Annotated in this window: 13 protein-coding genes; 7 read left to right on the top strand and 6 right to left on the bottom strand. The window is 39.9% G+C overall.

Going from position 1 to position 19227, the window contains the following annotated elements; genetic code table 11:
• Positions 1-97 precede the first annotated feature (97 nt).
• Together HMPREF1320_RS04185 and HMPREF1320_RS04180 are read right to left on the bottom strand one after the other, a co-directional pair.
• Positions 98-1186 (bottom strand): hypothetical protein, encoded by a 1089-nt coding sequence (locus tag HMPREF1320_RS04185; protein ID WP_009417470.1) that lies wholly within the window; start codon positions 1184-1186, stop codon positions 98-100.
• Positions 1187-1244: 58 nt separating this feature from the next.
• Positions 1245-2417, bottom strand: a complete 1173-nt coding sequence (locus HMPREF1320_RS04180; RefSeq protein ID WP_009417491.1) for an AIR synthase related protein — start codon at positions 2415-2417, stop codon at positions 1245-1247.
• Positions 2418-3056: 639 nt separating this feature from the next.
• On the opposite strand from HMPREF1320_RS04180, the gene aroB reads away from it, so the two are divergent.
• The 4 genes from aroB to HMPREF1320_RS04160 all read left to right on the top strand — a co-directional run bounded on the left by aroB (position 3057) and on the right by HMPREF1320_RS04160 (position 9028).
• Positions 3057-4145, top strand: a complete 1089-nt coding sequence (aroB, locus tag HMPREF1320_RS04175) for a 3-dehydroquinate synthase (RefSeq protein ID WP_009417489.1) — start codon at positions 3057-3059, stop codon at positions 4143-4145.
• 245 nt (positions 4146-4390) lie between these two features.
• Positions 4391-6994, top strand: a complete 2604-nt coding sequence (locus HMPREF1320_RS04170) for a thrombospondin type 3 repeat-containing protein (protein ID WP_009417530.1) — start codon at positions 4391-4393, stop codon at positions 6992-6994.
• Between the two features lie 22 nt (positions 6995-7016).
• Positions 7017-7949, top strand: a complete 933-nt coding sequence (locus HMPREF1320_RS04165) for a PorP/SprF family type IX secretion system membrane protein (RefSeq protein ID WP_009417525.1) — start codon at positions 7017-7019, stop codon at positions 7947-7949.
• A 164-nt stretch (positions 7950-8113) separates the two neighbouring features.
• A complete protein-coding gene (locus HMPREF1320_RS04160) occupies positions 8114-9028 on the top strand; it encodes a PorP/SprF family type IX secretion system membrane protein (RefSeq protein WP_034554093.1) in 915 nt (304 codons plus the stop codon).
• Between the two features lie 18 nt (positions 9029-9046).
• Here HMPREF1320_RS04160 and HMPREF1320_RS04155 read toward each other — a convergent pair whose 3' ends face one another.
• The 4 genes from HMPREF1320_RS04155 to HMPREF1320_RS04140 all read right to left on the bottom strand — a co-directional run bounded on the left by HMPREF1320_RS04155 (position 9047) and on the right by HMPREF1320_RS04140 (position 15322).
• Positions 9047-9934, bottom strand: a complete 888-nt coding sequence (locus HMPREF1320_RS04155; protein ID WP_009417523.1) for a DUF4249 family protein — start codon at positions 9932-9934, stop codon at positions 9047-9049.
• A gap of 20 nt (positions 9935-9954) precedes the next feature.
• Entirely contained in the window at positions 9955-12327 is a 2373-nt protein-coding gene (locus HMPREF1320_RS04150; RefSeq protein ID WP_009417535.1) for a TonB-dependent receptor, read from the bottom strand.
• A 357-nt stretch (positions 12328-12684) separates the two neighbouring features.
• Complete coding sequence (locus HMPREF1320_RS04145; protein WP_009410200.1) at positions 12685-13557, bottom strand: flagellar motor protein MotB; 873 nt, start codon at positions 13555-13557, stop codon at positions 12685-12687.
• Between the two features lie 82 nt (positions 13558-13639).
• A complete protein-coding gene (locus HMPREF1320_RS04140; RefSeq protein ID WP_009417479.1) occupies positions 13640-15322 on the bottom strand; it encodes an OstA-like protein in 1683 nt (560 codons plus the stop codon).
• Positions 15323-15885: 563 nt separating this feature from the next.
• Here HMPREF1320_RS04140 and rsmH point away from each other — a divergent pair.
• From rsmH to HMPREF1320_RS04125, 3 genes are read left to right on the top strand one after another with little or no spacing between them, the layout of a single operon-like run.
• The gene (gene rsmH, locus HMPREF1320_RS04135) at positions 15886-16800 is read left to right on the top strand and encodes a 16S rRNA (cytosine(1402)-N(4))-methyltransferase RsmH (protein ID WP_009417475.1); all 915 of its coding nucleotides are present in this window, start codon (positions 15886-15888) and stop codon (positions 16798-16800) included.
• Positions 16801-16810: 10 nt separating this feature from the next.
• Positions 16811-17140 (top strand): FtsL-like putative cell division protein, encoded by a 330-nt coding sequence (locus HMPREF1320_RS04130; RefSeq protein WP_002671172.1) that lies wholly within the window; start codon positions 16811-16813, stop codon positions 17138-17140.
• A 37-nt stretch (positions 17141-17177) separates the two neighbouring features.
• Positions 17178-19196: a penicillin-binding protein gene (locus HMPREF1320_RS04125; protein WP_009417481.1), complete on the top strand. Its 2019-nt coding sequence runs from the start codon at positions 17178-17180 to the stop codon at positions 19194-19196.
• The last annotated feature ends 31 nt before the right edge of the window (positions 19197-19227 follow it).

The raw sequence follows: 19227 nt of genomic DNA, 5'->3' as shown, positions 1-19227 counted from the left end.
ACTTTAAACGTTCTGTTATTATATCAAAAGATGTGCCTAATTGCACTAACCAATTTGCAAAAGTAGTATTTATATTGGAAAAACGAAACTTTCTACTTTATTTTATTTTAAAACTACCGATGAACCACCCTATTGCGGGAAAGTAAAAAAGAGCAGTGAATGCCCATAACCATTCATAAAAATTACTGAAAATAGGATAGTTTACAATTACTGAAAAACCTTTGTAGGTGATGAGTACCTCGGTGGTGATAAAAGCAAAAAGAAACAGATAAACGAGCCATCGGTTTACTTTGTATACTTCTTCTAAAAACAGCAAGAGACCTATGGTTACAATCCCTAGAAAATTAAAGTGCAAGTAACTTATCAACAGGTCGATGTTTTTAAACAAATAAGGCGTAAGAACAGGGAAAGCACCTGTGAACATCATCACTACTTTGGCGATAAAGAAACTGATAAATACAGTAGCTAAAAAACTCTTAGGTTGAGTTTTTAGGTATAAACGCAATATCATCACTACCGCAATGAGCCAAATAAGCACCGAAGCTCCTCCTACGATATAGTAAATAGGATAGCTAAAATAGCCTACCCAAGAGATGAAAAGTGAACCTATAATTCCCGCTTGAAACAGAATGAATACACGCTTGATGAGCTGAGGATATTGAACGTCCCAACCGTATTTCTTTATAAAGAGTCCCATTAGGCTACTGAGCATAAAACCATTGTATTGAAAGTGCAAAAAGAAGGCAATGGCACACATATACATATCAGAGAACTTACCGTATTTCACTATGGTTACGGGCATCAACCATATTCCCAAACTCGATAGGATAAGATACCAAATTCCCATTTTTACAAAAGGGGAAGTGGCATACTTCATAAAAAACTTCGCAAAAAAATAGGTACAGAAGATAAACACTGATGAAAAACTGATAGAAACAGCCCCATATCCTTGAAAAGGAAAGCTACATAACATACCTAATACCGATAACTGAGTGATGTAGAACAGCCATCGGTAACGTTTGTGAAGTTGAGCGTTAAGAGGAATGAAAGTTCGCACTAAAATAGCCGAGAGCAGTACGTATACAAACCCTAAAAGTGCTAAATGCGAATGAGTATGTACGATATTTCGATAATTGAAATCGAAAGGATAGTCCACTACTTGTACCGAGCGCATAAAGATACCCAAGCACACTACTATAACGAAATAGGTAAATGCCCATCGTACATCAGTTCGTATGTTTAATTTAGTATTCAAAAGTACCGTATTCGCTTTTTATAGTGAGACATTTATTATCTGATGAGGCTACCCTACCTATGATTTGCGCTTCTACATTAAATGATTTTGCAATAGTGATAATATCTTCTGCAATGGCTTCCTCTACATAGAGCTCCATACGATGCCCACAGTTGAACACTTGGTACATCTCTTTCCAATCGGTGTTGGATTCTTCTTGAATGAGTTTGAAAAGGGGAGGGGTAGGGAAAAGGTTGTCTTTGATAATATGCAAGTTATCTACAAAGTGCAATATTTTAGTTTGTGCGCCTCCACTGCAATGCACCATTCCACATATTTGGGTATTGTTGTACTTTTCTAATATCTTCTTGATGATGGGTGCATAGGTACGAGTAGGAGAGAGAACGAGTTTGCCAGCGTTTAACGGACTGCCAATTACCTTGTCGGTAAGTTGTTTCGTGCCAGCATATACGAGCTCATTGGGGACAGCGGCATCAAAACTTTCGGGATATTTGTGTGCTAATACTTTTGCAAACACATCGTGACGCGCTGAGGTGAGTCCGTTGCTACCCATACCGCCATTGTATTGGTTTTCGTAGGTAGCTTGACCGTAGGAGGCGAGTCCTACAATCACATTGCCCGCTTTGATATTTGCGTTATCAATCACTTTACGGCGTTCTATGCGCGCTGTAACGGTAGAATCGACAATGATAGTGCGCACTAAATCACCTACATCGGCAGTTTCTCCCCCTGTAGAATGGATATGCACTCCAAAAGCAGAAAGTTCTGCAATCAGCTCTTCTGTTCCGTTGATAATAGCTGAAATGACTTCCGCAGGAATGAGGTTTTTATTGCGCCCAATGGTGGACGAAAGCATAATATTATCGACTGCTCCCACGCACAATAAATCGTCTATGTTCATTATGAGGGCATCTTGTGCAATGCCTTTCCACACGCTTAAGTCACCGGTTTCTTTCCAATACATATATGCCAAAGCCGACTTGGTACCGGCGCCATCGGCGTGCATTATAAGACAATAGTTGTCGTCGCCCGTAAGGTAATCGGGGACTATTTTACAAAAGGCTTTGGGGAATAATCCTTTATTAATATTTTTGATAGCTTTATGCACTTCGTCTTTGGCTGCCGAAACTCCGCGTTGTGCATAACGTTTGCTTACTTCCATTATAGTTTATTTTTGAGAGGCAAAGGTAAGAATAATTTATCAATTAGCAAATTTGGTACAGCGTGGTGCGAGCCACAAGGGTAGGTAAAGAATGAACGAACAATAGGTGAAAGAAGGCTTGTAGTTAATGGTTAGTGATTAATGGTTAATGGTGAAATTGGGAGAGGATTATACAAAGCTTATAGGATAATTAAACAATGAGTGGCTCTACAGTGGCTCTACAGTGGCTCTACAGTGGCTCTACAGTGGCTCTACAATAGATAATAAACGACCGAATGACGAATAAAACCTCCCCCTACCCCCTTCCAAAGAGGGAACTAAAGCGACGTAAAAATGAAGAAATAACGAAGAAAATATCCTCTCCCCAGTCACATACTCTCCTATTCGGAGACTACTCCCAAGGAGAGGGAGTATAGTAATGGAAAAGTGAGACGAAGAAAAGACGATGCGAGCCGCACGGGCAGATGATGAAAAGATGAAAGAAGAACGAAGAATGAACGAAGAAACAATAAATCTAAGATGAATGTAAGGCGAATGGAAGGAGTAAATGTGTTGTGTATATGACGGTCTTTTGGTGCTGAAAGGGGGAATTTGTACAATTGTTATTATTTTACTACTTTTGCCAAAAATTCTGTACTGATGGAAGCAAATGTTATCAGAGCTGGAAATTACAACGTTTATTTTAATGAGGAAGGAACTGATTTTATCAATCGAATAGTTGCGGAAAAACGTCCTTCGAAGCTATTTTTGTTGGTGGATAGTCATACCAATGAAAAATGTTTGCCTGTGTTTTTACCTACTCTCATTACTGATATTCCGATAGAAATTATAGAAATAGAAGCGGGAGAACTGCATAAAAACCTCGATACTTGTACGCAAGTGTGGCACGCACTTTCGGAATTAGGAGCCGACCGCAAGAGCTTGCTCATAAACATAGGAGGAGGAGTGGTAACCGATTTAGGAGGCTTTGTGGCTTCTACCTATATGCGCGGAGTGCCCTTTATTAATGTGCCGACGAGTTTACTGGCAATGGTAGATGCCTCGGTAGGGGGGAAGACGGGGGTGGATTTAGGTCCTTTGAAAAATCTTGTAGGAGTGATAAACAATCCGTTGGGGGTGGTGATAGACTCACAATATTTAGGAACGTTACCTGCTGAGGAATTGCGTAGCGGAATGGCAGAGATGTTTAAGCACGGACTTATTCGCTCGGAGGCCTATTGGAACAAAATGTGTGATTTGAGAAGCCTTTCGTTAGCTGATTTAGATAGCCTTATTCACGAATCGGTGGTGATAAAGAACGAGGTGGTAATGCAAGACCCGAAAGAATGTGGATTGAGAAAAATACTGAATTACGGTCATACACTGGGGCACGCTATCGAGTCGTATTGTTTGGAAAACCCTAATCGCCAATGTTTGTTGCACGGAGAGGCTATTGCGATAGGAATAGTGTTGGCTACTTACCTATCGGTGAAAAAGTTAGGCTTCCCTAAGGACAAATGCGATAAGGTGAAAAGCGTATTGGGAGAGTATTTCAGCAAACAAACTTTTCATAAAGAGGATATTGAGGATATTTGTGAGTTGATGCGTTTTGACAAGAAGAATGTAGCGGGCAGAGTACACTTTGTGCTTTTGGAGGAGATAGGTAAGCCTAAAACGGATTGTGTAGTGCCTGAGGAAGAGATTTACGAGGCGTTTGAGTACTATAGTGCGAGCCACACGGGGAGATAAAAGGTAAGACGTAAAAGGTAAAAGGTAAAGCCAGTGAGGGCTCACAGCTGGGTGTGTGGAGGCGGATTAATTAGCAAATGAGGAAATGAGAAAATGAGCGAATGGGAAAATGGGGAGATGAGAAAATTTGACTAATAAAGCAATAATTAATTATGACAACCTTTTTTAGGACGTGACAGTGATTTTTTTGGGTGAATATTAAGTGAGGAAGCAAAAGAAATTAAAAATATATAAAGAATTAAACATTGAGATATAGCAATTACAATAGTATTTTTTGGTTATTTATTTTGGTGGTGCTACAAGGGTCGGCACAGAGTTATTGGCGCAAAGCAGATTTCTCGACTCAGCGCAGTGCAGCAGTAACTACTAATAACCCCAATTATCAGTATTTTACACTGAATAAAAAGGCGTTTGCACGTGCTTTGGAAGCCGATAGTAGACGCAGTGAGGCTACCGTTCAGATACCTGATGCCAACGGAGCACTCATTACTTATCGCATTGCACCTACGCAGGTTCTTTCGGAAGCAGTTGCACGCAAATATCCTTCTATTAAAACTTTTGTAGGTAAATCAGTAACTGACCCCTCTAAACATATTCGTTTTACGTGGAGCGATTATGGGCTTGATGCTATTATGGAAGAAGAGTTGAGCTATTCGTTTATAGAAGCAGAAGATAAAGAAGGCGTTTATTACAGGGTTTATCGTCGTAAGGATGTTGAAAAAACATTCATAGACTGTAAAACATTGGATGTGCCTACTCTTTTGCAGGAAAGTAAAGCGGCTCAACGCCCTTCATTTCAGACTAAACCTATGCAACGTACCTTTCGCATTGCAATTGCTTGCACCCACGAATATACTGATTATTTCTGGGGGAAGGCTTCAGCTTTTGTCCAAATAGTCAGTACGCTAAACCGTGTAAATGAGGTCTATGGGCAACAGCTGTCGATTGTTTTTCAGTTAGTTTCGGACGATAGTATAGTATATGAGACTAAAGATACTGACCCTTTTACGGGTATTAACTACGAAAAAGAATGGTACGAGAATAAAGCTAGTGTACTGCAAGAAGTTTTGGACAACAAGATAGGTAATGCTAATTATGATATAGGGCAGTTGTTTCACAATGCTGCAGAAGGAGGTAATGCAGGTTGTATAGGGTGCGTGTGTACCAACGGCCTCAAGGGGCAGGGATTTTCGTCTTATCCGTTTGCTTACGTACGCAATAGAAGTGCTTTTGATATAGATGTGGTAGCTCACGAAATAGGACATCAACTGGGGGCACGGCATACTTTTTCTTATCGCAGAGAAGATGGGTCGGGGTCGCAGATGGAACCAGGGAGTGGTACTACTATTATGAGCTACGCAGGAGTTACGCGATATTATGATGTGCAACAGAATGCTGACCCTTATTTTCATCACCGCACTATTTACGACATTACAGATAACCTACAAGGCAAGTCTTGTGCTACCGAAAATTCTACGGGCAATACCCCTCCTGAGATACCCGACTTGAAAAGCTATACTATTCCGTATGGAACTGCCTATTTGTTAGAAGGTACTGCTACCGATGCTGATGGCGATGCATTGCTTTATACGTGGGAAGAAAGCGACAATTATACAGAAACGGGTAATTATTATTTTTCACCTACAATACGTTCAGGAGCTACGGCACGCTCTATGAAACCCTCAGCACAATCATATCGCTATATCCCGCGTTTGGAGCGTATAGTAGCGGGTACGCTCACCCAGCAAAAACCTAAAAAAGGAGATGCTTGGGAAACAGTGCTCAACATAGGGCGTACCTTGCATTGGACTTTTATGGTTATCGACCGTCCTTTAGCAAGCAATCAAACAGGAAATACAGCTTATAAAACTATTGATGTGGTAGTGAGTGCAGACGCGGGTCCGTTTAAAGTGAGTTCGCATACCGAGCAAAGCACTTGGTATGTAGGACAAAAAGTAAGTTTGCAGTGGGATGTAGCTAATACTGATAAAGCACCTGTGAACGCCGAAAAAGTGAAAATACTCTTTTCGACTGACGGAGGAGCTACTTTTTCGCATACCTTAGCTACGGGCTTACCCAATAACGGGAAAGCTGAAATAAGCGTGCCTGATGCTATTAAAACGCAGCAAGGAAGGTTTATGGTGAAAGCTGAAGAGAACCTATTTTTGGCGGTGAATGCAGGGAATATCACCGTAAAAGAAGATGACGATGTGGATAATGACGGCATACCTTCGCGTATGGATAACTGTCCGACTGTAGCCAATCCTGACCAAGCTGATGCTGATAATGACGGTGTAGGCGATGTTTGTGATGACGATATGGACGGTGATGGAATTTTAAATGTTTTGGATAACTGCCCTACCGTGTCTAACACTACCCAACAAGACACTGACAACGATGGTATAGGAGATGCTTGCGATAACGATATAGATGGAGATGGTTTCTTAAATGACCAAGATAATTGTCCTAATGTTTACAATCCAGACCAAGCTGATTTAGACGATGACGGTATAGGCGACGCTTGTGATGACGATGTAGATGGCGACGGAATCCCGAATGCACAAGACCCACAGGTGGATTATGTGCTTATCTCCAACGCTTTTACCCCTAATGGCGATGGGGTGAATGATACTTATGTGATAGCGCGTGCTGAACGATACCCTAATAACACCCTGTATATATTCAATACCTTAGGGCAATTAATCTACTCGGCTCACGGGTACAAGAACCAATGGGACGGAAAGAAATCTGATGGTACCTTAGTGCCACGAGGTTCGTATGTAGCTATTTTCAGCATTGACGGCAGTGAAAAGAACAAGAAACAACTTTGGATTTACATTAATTATTAAGAAGAGAAAAACACAGAATCCTATGAAAAAGATATTATTAAGTATGTTGGTAATAGGCACAAGTGCTTTGCACGCACAAGCTACAGACCCTACATACATTTTTTATCAACAACACGAAAACCTAATAAACCCAGCGGCAGTGGGAATGGAGTTTGGACACACTATTTCGGTGGATATACGCAACCAGTGGCGAGGAATGACCGAAGCCCCACAAACACAAACCCTTTTTACTACGCATCGTTTGAGTGACCGCGTGGGGTTAGGTTTTTCATTGGCAAGTAACAAAATATTTATACAAAAGCAAGCAGGCATTTATGCTGATTTCTCGTATGCAATACCCATTTCGTACAACTCGCGATTGATAGGAGGAATTAAATTTGGCGGTGATTTCTATAATATAGACGGAAGTGATATGACGTATTATAACGGCTTGTATAACCAATATTACCCTAATGGCACACGTATGCACCCTACTTATTATTACGACCCTTATTTGCAAACCATTTCAGGAAAGTTCCAGACTAACTTTGGGGCAGGGCTGTATTATGACCACCCTAACTTTTACGTAGGTTTTTCTATCCCTAATATGCTTGCTACCGATAGGGTGCGAATGGATAATGACCAAATGACTTCTTTAGCCGAAACGATGTACTTCTATACCATAGCAGGCTATTACTGGCGTCTTACTCCCGATTTCACTATTAAACCGGGTTTGCAGATGCGCTTAGCCAAAGGCGAATATCCCTCGACCGATATTACAGTAGCAGGAAACTTTTTGGAACGAGCAGAATTAGGGATTACTTATCGCACAGATAAGGCTGTGAATGCTTATGTATTATTTAATATTCCTAATTATTATGTATCTATAGGCTATGGTTTTGAGAGCTATTTTCAAACCCATATGAATTTACAGTCGCGCAACTCTCACGAGTTTTTGGTGCAATTTAAATGGTAAGGCTAAGAGGTGAAAATGAAACAAAGAGTGTTATTATAATTTAGAATTTAAGTGTTTGAGTTGTTTTTGTTTCTAATTGTTAGTTTATATTGCTTTTACTCAAATATTGGAGCTTTGTAGTTACAATTTGCTCCTATTCTTTATTGGAAGAAATTATTATCAGAATGAAAAGAAGATTACTTATCAGTGTTTTTTTGTTTATCGCAGGAGCACTACAAGCTCAATCTATAGACCCTACGTACATATTTTATCAACAACACCAAAACTTGGAGAATCCAGCTGTAGTGGGTGTAGAAAAAGGGCATACTATTTCAGCAGATATTCGCAACCAATGGCGTGGAATGAATGAAGCTCCTCAAACGCAAACCTTTTTTACCACTCACAAGATAACTGACCGCGTGGGCTTAGGGCTTTCAGTAACCAATAATAAAGTATTTATTCAGAAACAAACGGGTGTTTTTGGAGACTTTTCTTATAGAGTGCCTATAAACGAACATTCTAATATCGTAGGAGGAATTAAGTTTGGAGGAGAGTTTTTTAATATTGATATAAGCCAAATACGCACATATAATCACTTGTACAATGCGGGACAGAATGCTACGCGCTACGACCCCTATTTGCAAGATATCTCGGGGAAGTTCCAATTCAACTTTGGGGCTGGAGTTTATTATGAATTGCGTGACTTTTATGTAGGGCTATCTATCCCCAATATGCTTGCTTCTGATAAAGTGGGTATGGAAAATGATGTAATGACTTCCGTTGCTGAGAATATGTTATATTATGCAATGGCGGGCTATCATTGGCACATTTCCTCTGATTTTACTCTAAAACCAAGCGTACAAATACGTCTTGCTAAAAAACAAGAAGCCTCAACAAACTTCACTGTAGCTACTGACTATTTAAACCGTGCTGAGGTAGGACTTACCTATCGCACTGATAAGGCTTTTAGTTCTTATGTGCTCTTCAATATCCCGAATTATTATATATCAGTGGGATATGGTTTTGAAACCTACTTTCAAACACATCTCAATTTACAATCGCGTAACTCTCACGAGTTTTTGGTACAAGTGAAGTGGTAGTGTGAGCTGCACGAGCAATTATTTTACTGTATATTGTAGCGTAGTATACTGTGCCACCCGAAAACCTCCAAGAGGGTTCGCACGAGAATTTTCTTTGTTCACAATATTACCTATGGGGCGCGTAGGAATAGTAAATGGACCTTGTCCTTCTGATAGTCTTATAAGCATTTGCACAAATTCTTTGTATTGAGGGTGAATTCGATAAAGTGTTACGTTTACAATATCTCCTTTGTTTAACTTATCATTATTGAGTCCTGTCATTATAAAGAAAAACTTATAGTTAGCTATATAGTTGTCGTCCAAAGTCCCGTAAGTAATTTTTTTACTACTACTTTGTGTCAGCCTTACTAAATAAGCATTGGCTACACCATCACTAATACCGTCAAAGTAGAATTTTAACTCTATTTGGTCACCTAAAAAGCCTCCGTTTTCTTTCTGTACTATTTTGTCAGAAGGTATTATAGGAGCTTCAAGCATTTTGCTCTTAGCAGTATAGGTTTGTCCGTTGAGTTCTATGATAAGTTCATAGTCCTTGCCCAATTCAGGAGTGATACCTGTGGGGAATACATAACGGCTACCGCCTTTTAATGTGGCTACGTTATCAGTGGTAATGGTAGAAGTACCGTCCCATAACGAGAGTTGGTACTCTTGCGTCTGGGTTTGAGTATGTGCTTTGATTTTCACAATGGCATTATCAATAGCAGGTGAAGGCGTATCGCCAAAATAGGCTTCCGTATAACTGATGTCCACTACAGGATAGGCTTTTGTTTCTCCTTTCTTCCAATCGAGAGATGCATCAATCACTAACTTTTGAGGAGCAGAGTCCAAATTTAAATCTATGACCTCTTCACAAGAAGTTAAAGCTAAAGCACTGAGAAGTATAATATAAATATTTATTATTTTCATAGTAAATAGAGGTTTAAGCATTAGAAACTAAAGTTATAAGTTACACTGGGTATAATACCAAAAATAGAGAGTTTAACGGCTTCATTTTTATGGGTGTCTAAGTTCTCACGGAAGGAAACACTCACAGCATTCTTGCGGTTGTACACGTTGTAAATACCGAAAACCCATTCGCTTTTCCAACGCTTGTTTGGGCGTTGTGGCGTATAGGTAGCCGAAAGATCCAAACGGTGATAAGTAGGCAAGCGGTATTCGTTGCGTTTGCTATAGTCAGGAACACTCTTTCCTAAGTAGTTATAACGTCCTACGGGGTAATTAGTAGGTAAACCTGATTGAAAGTTAAATACAGCTCCGAATGTCCATTTAGCAGAGAGCTCATAGGTAGCTGTAATCGAAACATCGTGAGGTTTGTCGTAGGGAGCACTATACCAGTCGCCGTAGTTGATACCTATTTCTTCAAGAGTACGCCCTTTAGTTTGCATTTCCGATTTTGAGAGTGTATAAGCTATCCACCCAGTGAGTTTACCGGTGTTTTTACGCAATAACAGTTCCAAACCATAAGCTCTGTTTTCCCCTGTTAGCAATACTTGTTCAATCGCTTCGTTAGCAATGAGGTTCGCACCGTCTATATAGTCTAAGCGATTTTGCACTTTCTTGTAATAAGTTTCGACCTCTATACTGTATTTATCGTCCGAGAAGTTAGAAGCATAACCCAATGCCACTTGGTCAGCTAACTGTGGTTTGATAAACTCATCACTGGGTGCCCATACGTTCAAAGGCGAAGGTGAAGCTGTGTTAGAAATCAAATGTACATATTGAGCCGTACGCGCATAACTTGCTTTTATTGATTTATTATCGTTGAAAGCATAGCTCATAGTAAAGCGTGGTTCGAAGTTAGAGTACAAATTTATAATACGGTTGCTACCGTAGTACTTCGTCCCAATAGGAGTCGCTTTCTGATAGATTTGTCGGCTAGCGTTAAATATCACAGGGTTGTCATCTTTATACACATTTACAGTACGCTTTCCTAAGTGATAAAAATTACTAAAGCGTAAGCCGTACGATACCGTAAGAGCTTTCCCAATTTTCTGTTCGGCATCAGCATAGAATCCCAATTCAGCAGCATATTTATTGTCTAATATTTTTTCTTTAATAGTAGAAGCAGGAGAGGTAGGTACTATTTTACCAGGTTTGAAGGTATAATACAATCCTTGAAATCCATAAGTGAATTTAAACTTCTCTGATACATAGTTCTTAAAATCATATTTTAGGTTGAAATTCTCTATCCCTGAAGTCCATATCATATCAATCCAGTTAAAGTCAAACTTATAGTCGTAATTGCTATAAATAGCAGATAAATTAGAGAAGAGCTTCTCAGTAAATAAGTGATTCCAACGCAAATTCACTAAAGCATTGCCATAAGCATTAGTAAGGTTATCGCTCAGTTTAAAAAGGTCTCTACCAAAGTAACCCGAAAGATACAGCGCATTGTTTTGGTTCAGTTGGTAAGAGAGTTTTGTATTGAGGTCGTAAAAGTACATCGAATTTTCATTGTCGCTCAGTTTAAGGAAGAGATGAGCGTAAGAGGCGCGACCTCCTACTAAAAACGAGGCTTTATCTTTTACTATAGGACCTTCCGCAAGTAATCGTGAAGAGAGCACCCCTATACCCCCTGTAGCTCCGAACTTGTTCTTGTTACCCTCTTTCTGATAAATATCCAAAACCGAAGCGATACGTCCGCCATAACGTGCTGGAATTCCTCCTTTGTATAGCTTCATATCACGTATAGCATCAGCGTTGAAGACGCTCAAAAAACCAAAGAGGTGCGATGCATTGAAAATCGTTGCTTCATCAAGAAGCACTAAATTCTGGTCGGCAGCACCTCCACGCACGTTAAATCCTGATGATGCTTCGCCTGCGTTGCTCACCCCTGGCATCTGCATCAGCGTTTTGATAATATCTACTTCACCTACCAATACAGGCAGTTTCTTCACCGTAGCGATAGGAATAGAAGCTACACTCATTTCAGGCTTGCGTACTGCTGTTTTCTGGGTTGTGGCATTTGCAGTTACGTCTACTCCTGTAAGCTGAATAGCCTCAGGCTTCAGTTTGTAATCTTTGCGGATATTCTTGTCTAGTACTATAGTTTCTTGGTGAGTACCATAGCCTATATACTCAATGGTAATGGTATATTTACCTTCGGGCAAGGTAATAGAATAGAACCCGTACTCGTTGGTAGAGGTACCTGTGTGCAGTTCTTTGATGATAAAGTTTACCCCTAAGAGCTTTTCGCCGTTAGAAGCATCAGCAATCGAACCACTAAGGGTGTATTTGTGCTGTGCAAAAACAGCAGTTGTAGCTACTAAAAACAATAGTAGCAAACATTTTCTTTTCATATGTTACTGTTTTTATTTTTCGGTACAAAAGTATAAGACAAGATGTTTATAGCACTTATCTATTTCTTTTAATAAGTTATCAATTTTGTGTCTTTTTGAGTGCAAAGGTATAACAATATTGTGGTTTATACAAAAAATTAGTGAAATAATAACCAACGCTTGATTGTTTTTTTTACTAAACTTATAACTTCAAAAATCTACTAATTTACCAATTAAAAAAATACCTGTCGTGCTACGACTGCTTGTGTGGCTCGCACTTTCTATTCACTCTTCCATACAAAAAAGTCAGCAATTAGCCTTACACTAACTGCTGACTCTTATTTCATTTTCTAATTTGCTAATGTTCAAATTTGCTAATTATTTTCCTTTACCACCGATAGCAGGGTCTTTCATTCCCTCTTCAATCATAGTGTAGAATTGGTCGAGCTTAGGCAATATCACAATACGAGTACGACGGTTTAAGGCACGTCCGTTAGCATCACCATTGCTTGCTAATGGCACGTAGTAGCTACGTCCGGCAGCGGTCATACGCTCAGGAGCAACTCCAAAGTCTTTTTGTAATACACGTACAATCTCGGTAGCACGCATTACGCTCAAATCCCAGTTGTCACGAATACAACTTGTTTTGATGTTTACGTTATCGGTGTGTCCTTCCACCATAAACTCAAAGTCAGGTTTATTTTTAACCACTTTTGCAACTTTTTCAAGTACGCTCTTTGCGTTTTTAGAAATAGTGTAGCTACCACTGCTGAAAAGCATCTTATCAGAGATATTGATAAATACCACACCTTTTTCTACTTTGATGTCTACATCTTGGTCGTCTAAGTTACCCAACACTCCTTTGAGGCTTTGTACCAAAGCGAGGTTTATTGAGTCACGACGGGTAACAGCATCGCGCAAATTCTTGATAGTTAAATCTTTTTCACGCAAGCTTTCCAATGATTTTTCAAGGTTCTCAGCACCTTTTTGGGTAAGCGTAGTAAGGTTACCCATATTGTTGATGAGCTGCTGATTGTTTTCTTTGAGCAAGTCGTTCTGATTTTTCATACTCTCCAACTTGTGAGTCAAGTTGTTCTTTTCGTCTAAACACATATTGAGTTTTACGGTAGCAGTGTTTAGCAAATCCTCAGTCTGTTTGTTTCTTGCTTCTAATTCAGCATACTTCTTTTTGGATACGCACGATGTGGTAATTAATCCCAACACCGACATTGCGATAATAAATTTTTTCATATAGTTTATGTTTTAAAATTAATCAATAGGCAAATGTACGCCTTTTTTTATTATTGTGCAATAAAAATGCCAACTTTTCGTCTTATTTGCTTTTTGGTTTCTCTTTAGCCTTCTCTTTCCCTGCCTTATTCTCTTTTTTAAGCGACGGATTTGCAAGCAGATTTTCCTCCTCGTCTATCTCCTCAGGGGTCTTCATTCCCTTAATTTCTTTGGGTTTTATTTTCTTCTCCGCGTCGCTAAAAATCTCTTCTTTACTGCGGATACGTTCATCACCTCGCCATATAAATTCCTTAAACTTACGGTCGTTCACGTGTAATTTATCGTCTGGGTATAAATTCCCCGATGGTTGTGTAATAAACACCGTTTGTTGTATTTGCTGGTCTTTGTTTAAATAGAGCTTAATATGACTACAAGTCAGTTTGTTGATACCTACTAGCTCCTTAGCGTCGTTATACACGTAATAAATAGACTCGGTATTCTGCAAAAAGTCTATTTGTCGCAAGACATTTTTCTTGAATTTGCCATACAAGAACTTGCCTTTCACTTGGTTATAGCCATCGCCCAAACTGTCTTTCTCTACCACCAGTGCGTTGTTAAACACTTTCAAAGAGTCCAATTGCTCGGTCTTCGTATTGGCAATCAGGTGAATATTGTCACCCGTCATTTGGCTTTCGCCTGTCCACGCTACAGGTTTGCCCACCATTTGGGTCAGCCCATTAGCCTCGTTAGAGTGAATAGAATCGCACTTGGCTTGCATATCACTTTTGAAAATACGAGCATCGGGGTAAGCGCGAATCACGCGGTGTTGCGGTTTGCCAGTAACCAAAATGCGCTTGCCGTGCATATACATCGAGTCTTTCTCTACTAATGTGATTACCACTGCCTTTTTGGTGATAAACATCGAATCTTTTGCCTTGTGAATTTCGCCGTAATGCCCTCGTACAAAGGTCTTGTTTACCGTGTCCGAAATGAAGATATTGTTAGAGCCCGAAGAAAACTGACGGCGTTTATCAAAATACAAACTGTCGCCCACCAAGGTTTTCAGGTCGTATTCTATCTTGGCGTGCTTCATAAAATAACCCAATTCTCGGCGCGTATCGTAAAAACCACGCTCGCAATACACTTTGTAGTCAGCGCCCACAATGGTAGTTTTGCCGTAAAAATAGGCGTTGCCCGAATTGTGATAATAGTCCAACACCTGCGAATTAACCGTAAAATCTCTATTGACAATCTTTACCGAATTGGTAAATTGGTTTTTCTTGGTCGTTACGTAATACTTTCCTGTTTTACTGGTGAGCTCATTTTCAGGGTCAGTAATTTTCCCGAAATTGTTGTAATAAGCCTCCTGAGAGTTGCGGTCGAAGAAGAGTTCTTGGGTTTCCAGCGTCATATTCCCATTGCGCAATAGCACGTTCTCGCGCGCTACAGCTGTTTTAGTATTCCCTTTATACGATACGTACTGACTGTTCATTTGTAGCGTGTCGCCTTGTTGTAACACTACATTGCCGTGTGCAATCACCTCGTTTTTCTCCTCGTAGAGCACAGCCAAATCGCACCACACGTCTAACCCTTGATGTCGAAACTGTACCCGTTGCCCGTCCGATTTAAAGATAGTAGCCCCAGGATATTTCTCATTGTCAATCGTAAATTCCCCCCCGTAGATAATTTCGATACGGCGGGTCTTGCTATTGTCATTCTGAGCCCAAAGGTTAGTACAAAAGGTTAATAAACAAGTGAATAATATATAGTAATACGTTTTTTTCATTCAAATTCATTCCAATGATGGTGCAAAGATACGAAAATAATCATAAATGCCAATACATCTATGCCCCACACATCAATTTTTATACCATTCTCTTCCAGTTCACAGCCTTTACGGTTTCTGTATTCCTCCTTTTTCGTCTCTATATACTTTCGTTTTTTCACTCTTCTTCCTTCGCCTAATTAACACTTTTTAACTCTTCAATATTCGCTCTTAATCTCTCATTCTTAACTACTTATATACCCTTTCTATACCAATCGTCCAAGATTCGTATAAGCTTCCTATAAGCTTTCTATAAGCTAACTATACCATAACCCTATCTTCGATACTTTTCGATTCTCTCCGAGATTCTCCGATAACACACCTTTACAATCCCTTCAAAACCTTCTCCATTTTCTCATTCTCACATTCTCACATTCTCACATTCTCACATTCTCACATTCTCTCATTTTCTCATTTCCTCATTCTCTCATTTCCTCATTCTCCCATTTTCTCATTTAATTTAAATTTGGTGGTTGAGTATTAAATTCGTACCTTTGCACTCTATTATATCACGTAGCAAGTAAATGAACAATAACACCCCCTATCATACTCCTGTACTCTTAACGCAAAGCATTGAGGGACTGAATATCAAAGATAATGGCACTTATGTCGACGTTACCTTTGGTGGGGGAGGGCATTCGCGCGAAATCTTAAAGCACCTCGGTAAAAACGGACGCCTCTATGCGTTCGACCAAGATGCCGACGCCCTTAATAATACCATCGATGATGAACGTTTTACTCTTATTCAGCAAAACTTTAAGTATCTGCGTCAGTATTTGCGCTTTTATGGAGTAACACAAGTAGATGGGGTTTTGGGTGATTTTGGGGTTTCCTCTCACCAGTTCGATGTAGCTGAGCGTGGTTTCTCTACTCGTTTTGAAGGTACACTCGATATGCGTATGAACCAGCAAGCTCCTCTTTCAGCCCAAGAAGTCGTCAATGAGTATGGCGAGATAGAACTCACTCATATCTTTTTTCAATATGGCGAACTGAAAAATGCCAAAGCGATAGCCCGTGCCATAATCAGTTACCGAGAGCAGAAGCCTATACGCTTAGGCAGTGAACTACAAGAGGCAGTAAAAGCTCTTTTGCCTAAATTTAAAGAGAACAAAGTGTTAGCACAAATCTATCAAGCCATTCGTATAGAGGTAAATGCCGAAATAGAAGCTTTGGAATCATTTTTGCTACAACTCCCTGCCGTAGTCAAGCCCCAAGGGCGTATCAGCCTTATCAGCTATCATTCACTCGAAGACCGCTGTGTAAAACGCTTCATTCGAGACGGACAGTTAGAAGGAGCTCCTGAGAAAGATTGGTATGGCAATGTGTCAGTACCCTTTAAAAAAGTAGGCGGTCTCATCACTCCTGATGATACTGAAATAGCACAAAACAGCCGTGCCCGTAGTGCCAAACTCCGTATCGCCGAACGTTTAAACTCATAACTGAAAAAAAATGGGAAAAGCCACTGATGAAATAAAGAATATATTGCGAGGAAAATTTTTGGTAGAAGGTAAAGAAGCTACCCGAAATTGGTTCTTCATAAGCTTCCTTTTTGCTTTGGGAGTTATAATGATAGCCAGCTCGCATATGGTAGACCGCAAAGTACACCAAATAGCTAAGCTCAACGACGAAGTAAATGAGCTCAAGAGTGAATTCGTCGATGTGCGTTCGCGTTTGCAGAAAGTGCGTTTGGAGTCTTCGCTTTTAGAACAATTAGAAAGTAAAGGACTCAAACAACCCGAAAAACCACCACAAAAAATAAAGGCAATTGTAGAAGAGTAATCTTTCAGATAATAGATAATACAAGTAGAAAGAAGCATTGGAAAAAAACGATAAAAAGATAACATCGCGCACTTATTTGGTAGCCATTATGATGCTACTGATGATAGGTGTCATTGCGGTAAAGCTCATAAAAATACAAATTGATGGTGATGAGTATCGCGCCAAAGTAGACGAAACTACCTTGCGAGAAGCTGATATTATCCCCAGTCAAGGTAATTTGTATTCTGATGATGGTAGCTTGCTTGCCACTTCGGTAACTCGGTATGATATTCGTTGGGACGGTATTGCGCCTTCCAGAGCTAATTTCAATAGGTATGTAAAACCCCTCAGCGATTCGCTTTCGCGTATGTTTGGAAAACCCAATAGCTATTACTTAAATCTCTTTAAAAAAGAACGTAGCTTAAAAAATCGCTATATGCTCGTAGCCACTAATCTGGGTTATAGCGAGTACTCCCGAATCAAGAAATTCCCCCTCTTCAATAAAGGTCCTTATAAAGGCGGTATCATCGTAGAGCGCAATATAAAACGCGAATATCCATTAGGAGGTATTGCACACCGCAGTATCGGCTATGCCCGTACTGATGAAACAGGCTATACTACCCGTGTAGGTTTAGAAGGTGCTTATGCCAGCTATTTGTTAGGAACCAAAGGTCGACGCGTAGAACAAAAAATAGCACAAGGACAGTGGAAACTTGCCAGTGGTTTTAATATCATCGAACCTAAGGACGGCTACGATGTAGTGTCTACTATCAATATCAATATCCAAGATATCGCTCACCACGCTTTGCTTACACAACTTAAAAAATACAAGGCTCATCACGGTTGTGTGATAGTAATGGAGGTGAATACAGGTGAGATAAAAGCTATTTCTAACTTAGAGCTGAATACTAAAAACGATACATATTCTGAGCGTTATAACTTTGCTATTGGTGAAGCACACGAACCTGGTTCAGTCTTCAAACTGATGACGGTAGTAGCCGCTATGGAAGCCCGCAATATCGATACGACTTATGTGGTAGATATCAAGGAAGGAAAACAACAGTATTACGATAAGACCTTTCAAGACTCTCAACATAGGTTTACAGGAAATATAAGTCTGAACAAAGCTTTTTCGGTCTCTTCTAATGTTGGAATGACAGAACTCGTGCATAGCCTCTTTTCAAAATCTCCTTCTGATTTTACTACCAAGCTCATTCAAATGAACCTAAATCAACCCTTAGGCTTACCTATTTTAGGCGAAGGGATTCCCTATATTCCTACACCTCGCGACAAAATATGGAGTGGGGTAACGCTTGAGTCAATGGCAATAGGTTACTCCGTAAAGATTACACCTTTACAAAGTTTGGCTTTCTATAATGCAATTGCTAACGGAGGAGTAATGGTCAAACCTCGAATGATAAAAGAAGTAAAGGAATGGAATAAAACAGTAGAGAAGTTTAATGTGGAGATTATCAATGGTAAAATATGTTCTAAACAAACTGCTGACCGTGCCAAGGGACTATTGGCTAATGTAGTAGAACGTTCCTACGGTTCAGGGCATCGCCTCCATTCTCCCGATTTCTCAATGGCAGGTAAAACAGGTACAGCCCGTAAGAACTATGCTAGTGCCGATAAGAGTAAGCTTAGCTATATATCTTCATTTGCAGGTTTCTTTCCTGTCGATAACCCTAAATACTCTTGTATAGTGGTTATTCACGAACCCGATAAGAGTGTAGGTTTCTATGGCGCCGATGTATCAGGACCTGTATTTAAGAGTATTGCTCATAAAATCTATACCAATTCGCTGTTGATGGATACGGTAGAAAACGTAGATAAAATATCAGCCAGTACTACTACAAACTACGAAGATTACTACGCCAAAGCTGCTAAGTACAAAACCATAATGCCCGACCTTAGTGGTATGAACGTAATGGACGCTGTTGCTCTCTTGGAGAATATGGGCTTACGAGTGAAATTCTCAGGTGAAGGTAAAGTAAGCGCACAATCAATTGCCAAAGGTACTAAAGTACCCCGCAATATAGTAGTAGTGTTACAATGTGGCAAATTAGAGAATTAGCCGACGTGCTAATATACTAATTTTACACCCT

Origin of the sequence: Capnocytophaga sp. oral taxon 335 str. F0486 (genome assembly GCF_000277665.1) — a bacterium.
In the GTDB taxonomy this organism is placed as follows: domain Bacteria; phylum Bacteroidota; class Bacteroidia; order Flavobacteriales; family Flavobacteriaceae; genus Capnocytophaga; species Capnocytophaga ochracea.
The sequence above is the reverse complement of the archived record's forward strand: the minus strand, read 5'-3'. Positions and strand labels throughout refer to the sequence as shown.

What these genes read in the sequence shown, in the direction of transcription:
- HMPREF1320_RS04180 (WP_009417491.1), bottom strand. Translation starts at nt 2,417, where the DNA reads ATGGAAGTAAGCAAACGTTATGCACAACGCGGAGTTTCGGCAGCCAAA.
- aroB (WP_009417489.1), top strand. Translation starts at nt 3,057, where the DNA reads ATGGAAGCAAATGTTATCAGAGCTGGAAATTACAACGTTTATTTTAAT.
- HMPREF1320_RS04165 (WP_009417525.1), top strand. Translation starts at nt 7,017, where the DNA reads ATGAAAAAGATATTATTAAGTATGTTGGTAATAGGCACAAGTGCTTTG.
- HMPREF1320_RS04160 (WP_034554093.1), top strand. Translation starts at nt 8,114, where the DNA reads ATGAAAAGAAGATTACTTATCAGTGTTTTTTTGTTTATCGCAGGAGCA.
- HMPREF1320_RS04155 (WP_009417523.1), bottom strand. Translation starts at nt 9,934, where the DNA reads ATGAAAATAATAAATATTTATATTATACTTCTCAGTGCTTTAGCTTTA.
- HMPREF1320_RS04150 (WP_009417535.1), bottom strand. Translation starts at nt 12,327, where the DNA reads ATGAAAAGAAAATGTTTGCTACTATTGTTTTTAGTAGCTACAACTGCT.
- HMPREF1320_RS04145 (WP_009410200.1), bottom strand. Translation starts at nt 13,557, where the DNA reads ATGAAAAAATTTATTATCGCAATGTCGGTGTTGGGATTAATTACCACA.
- HMPREF1320_RS04140 (WP_009417479.1), bottom strand. Translation starts at nt 15,322, where the DNA reads ATGAAAAAAACGTATTACTATATATTATTCACTTGTTTATTAACCTTT.
- rsmH (WP_009417475.1), top strand. Translation starts at nt 15,886, where the DNA reads ATGAACAATAACACCCCCTATCATACTCCTGTACTCTTAACGCAAAGC.
- HMPREF1320_RS04130 (WP_002671172.1), top strand. Translation starts at nt 16,811, where the DNA reads ATGGGAAAAGCCACTGATGAAATAAAGAATATATTGCGAGGAAAATTT.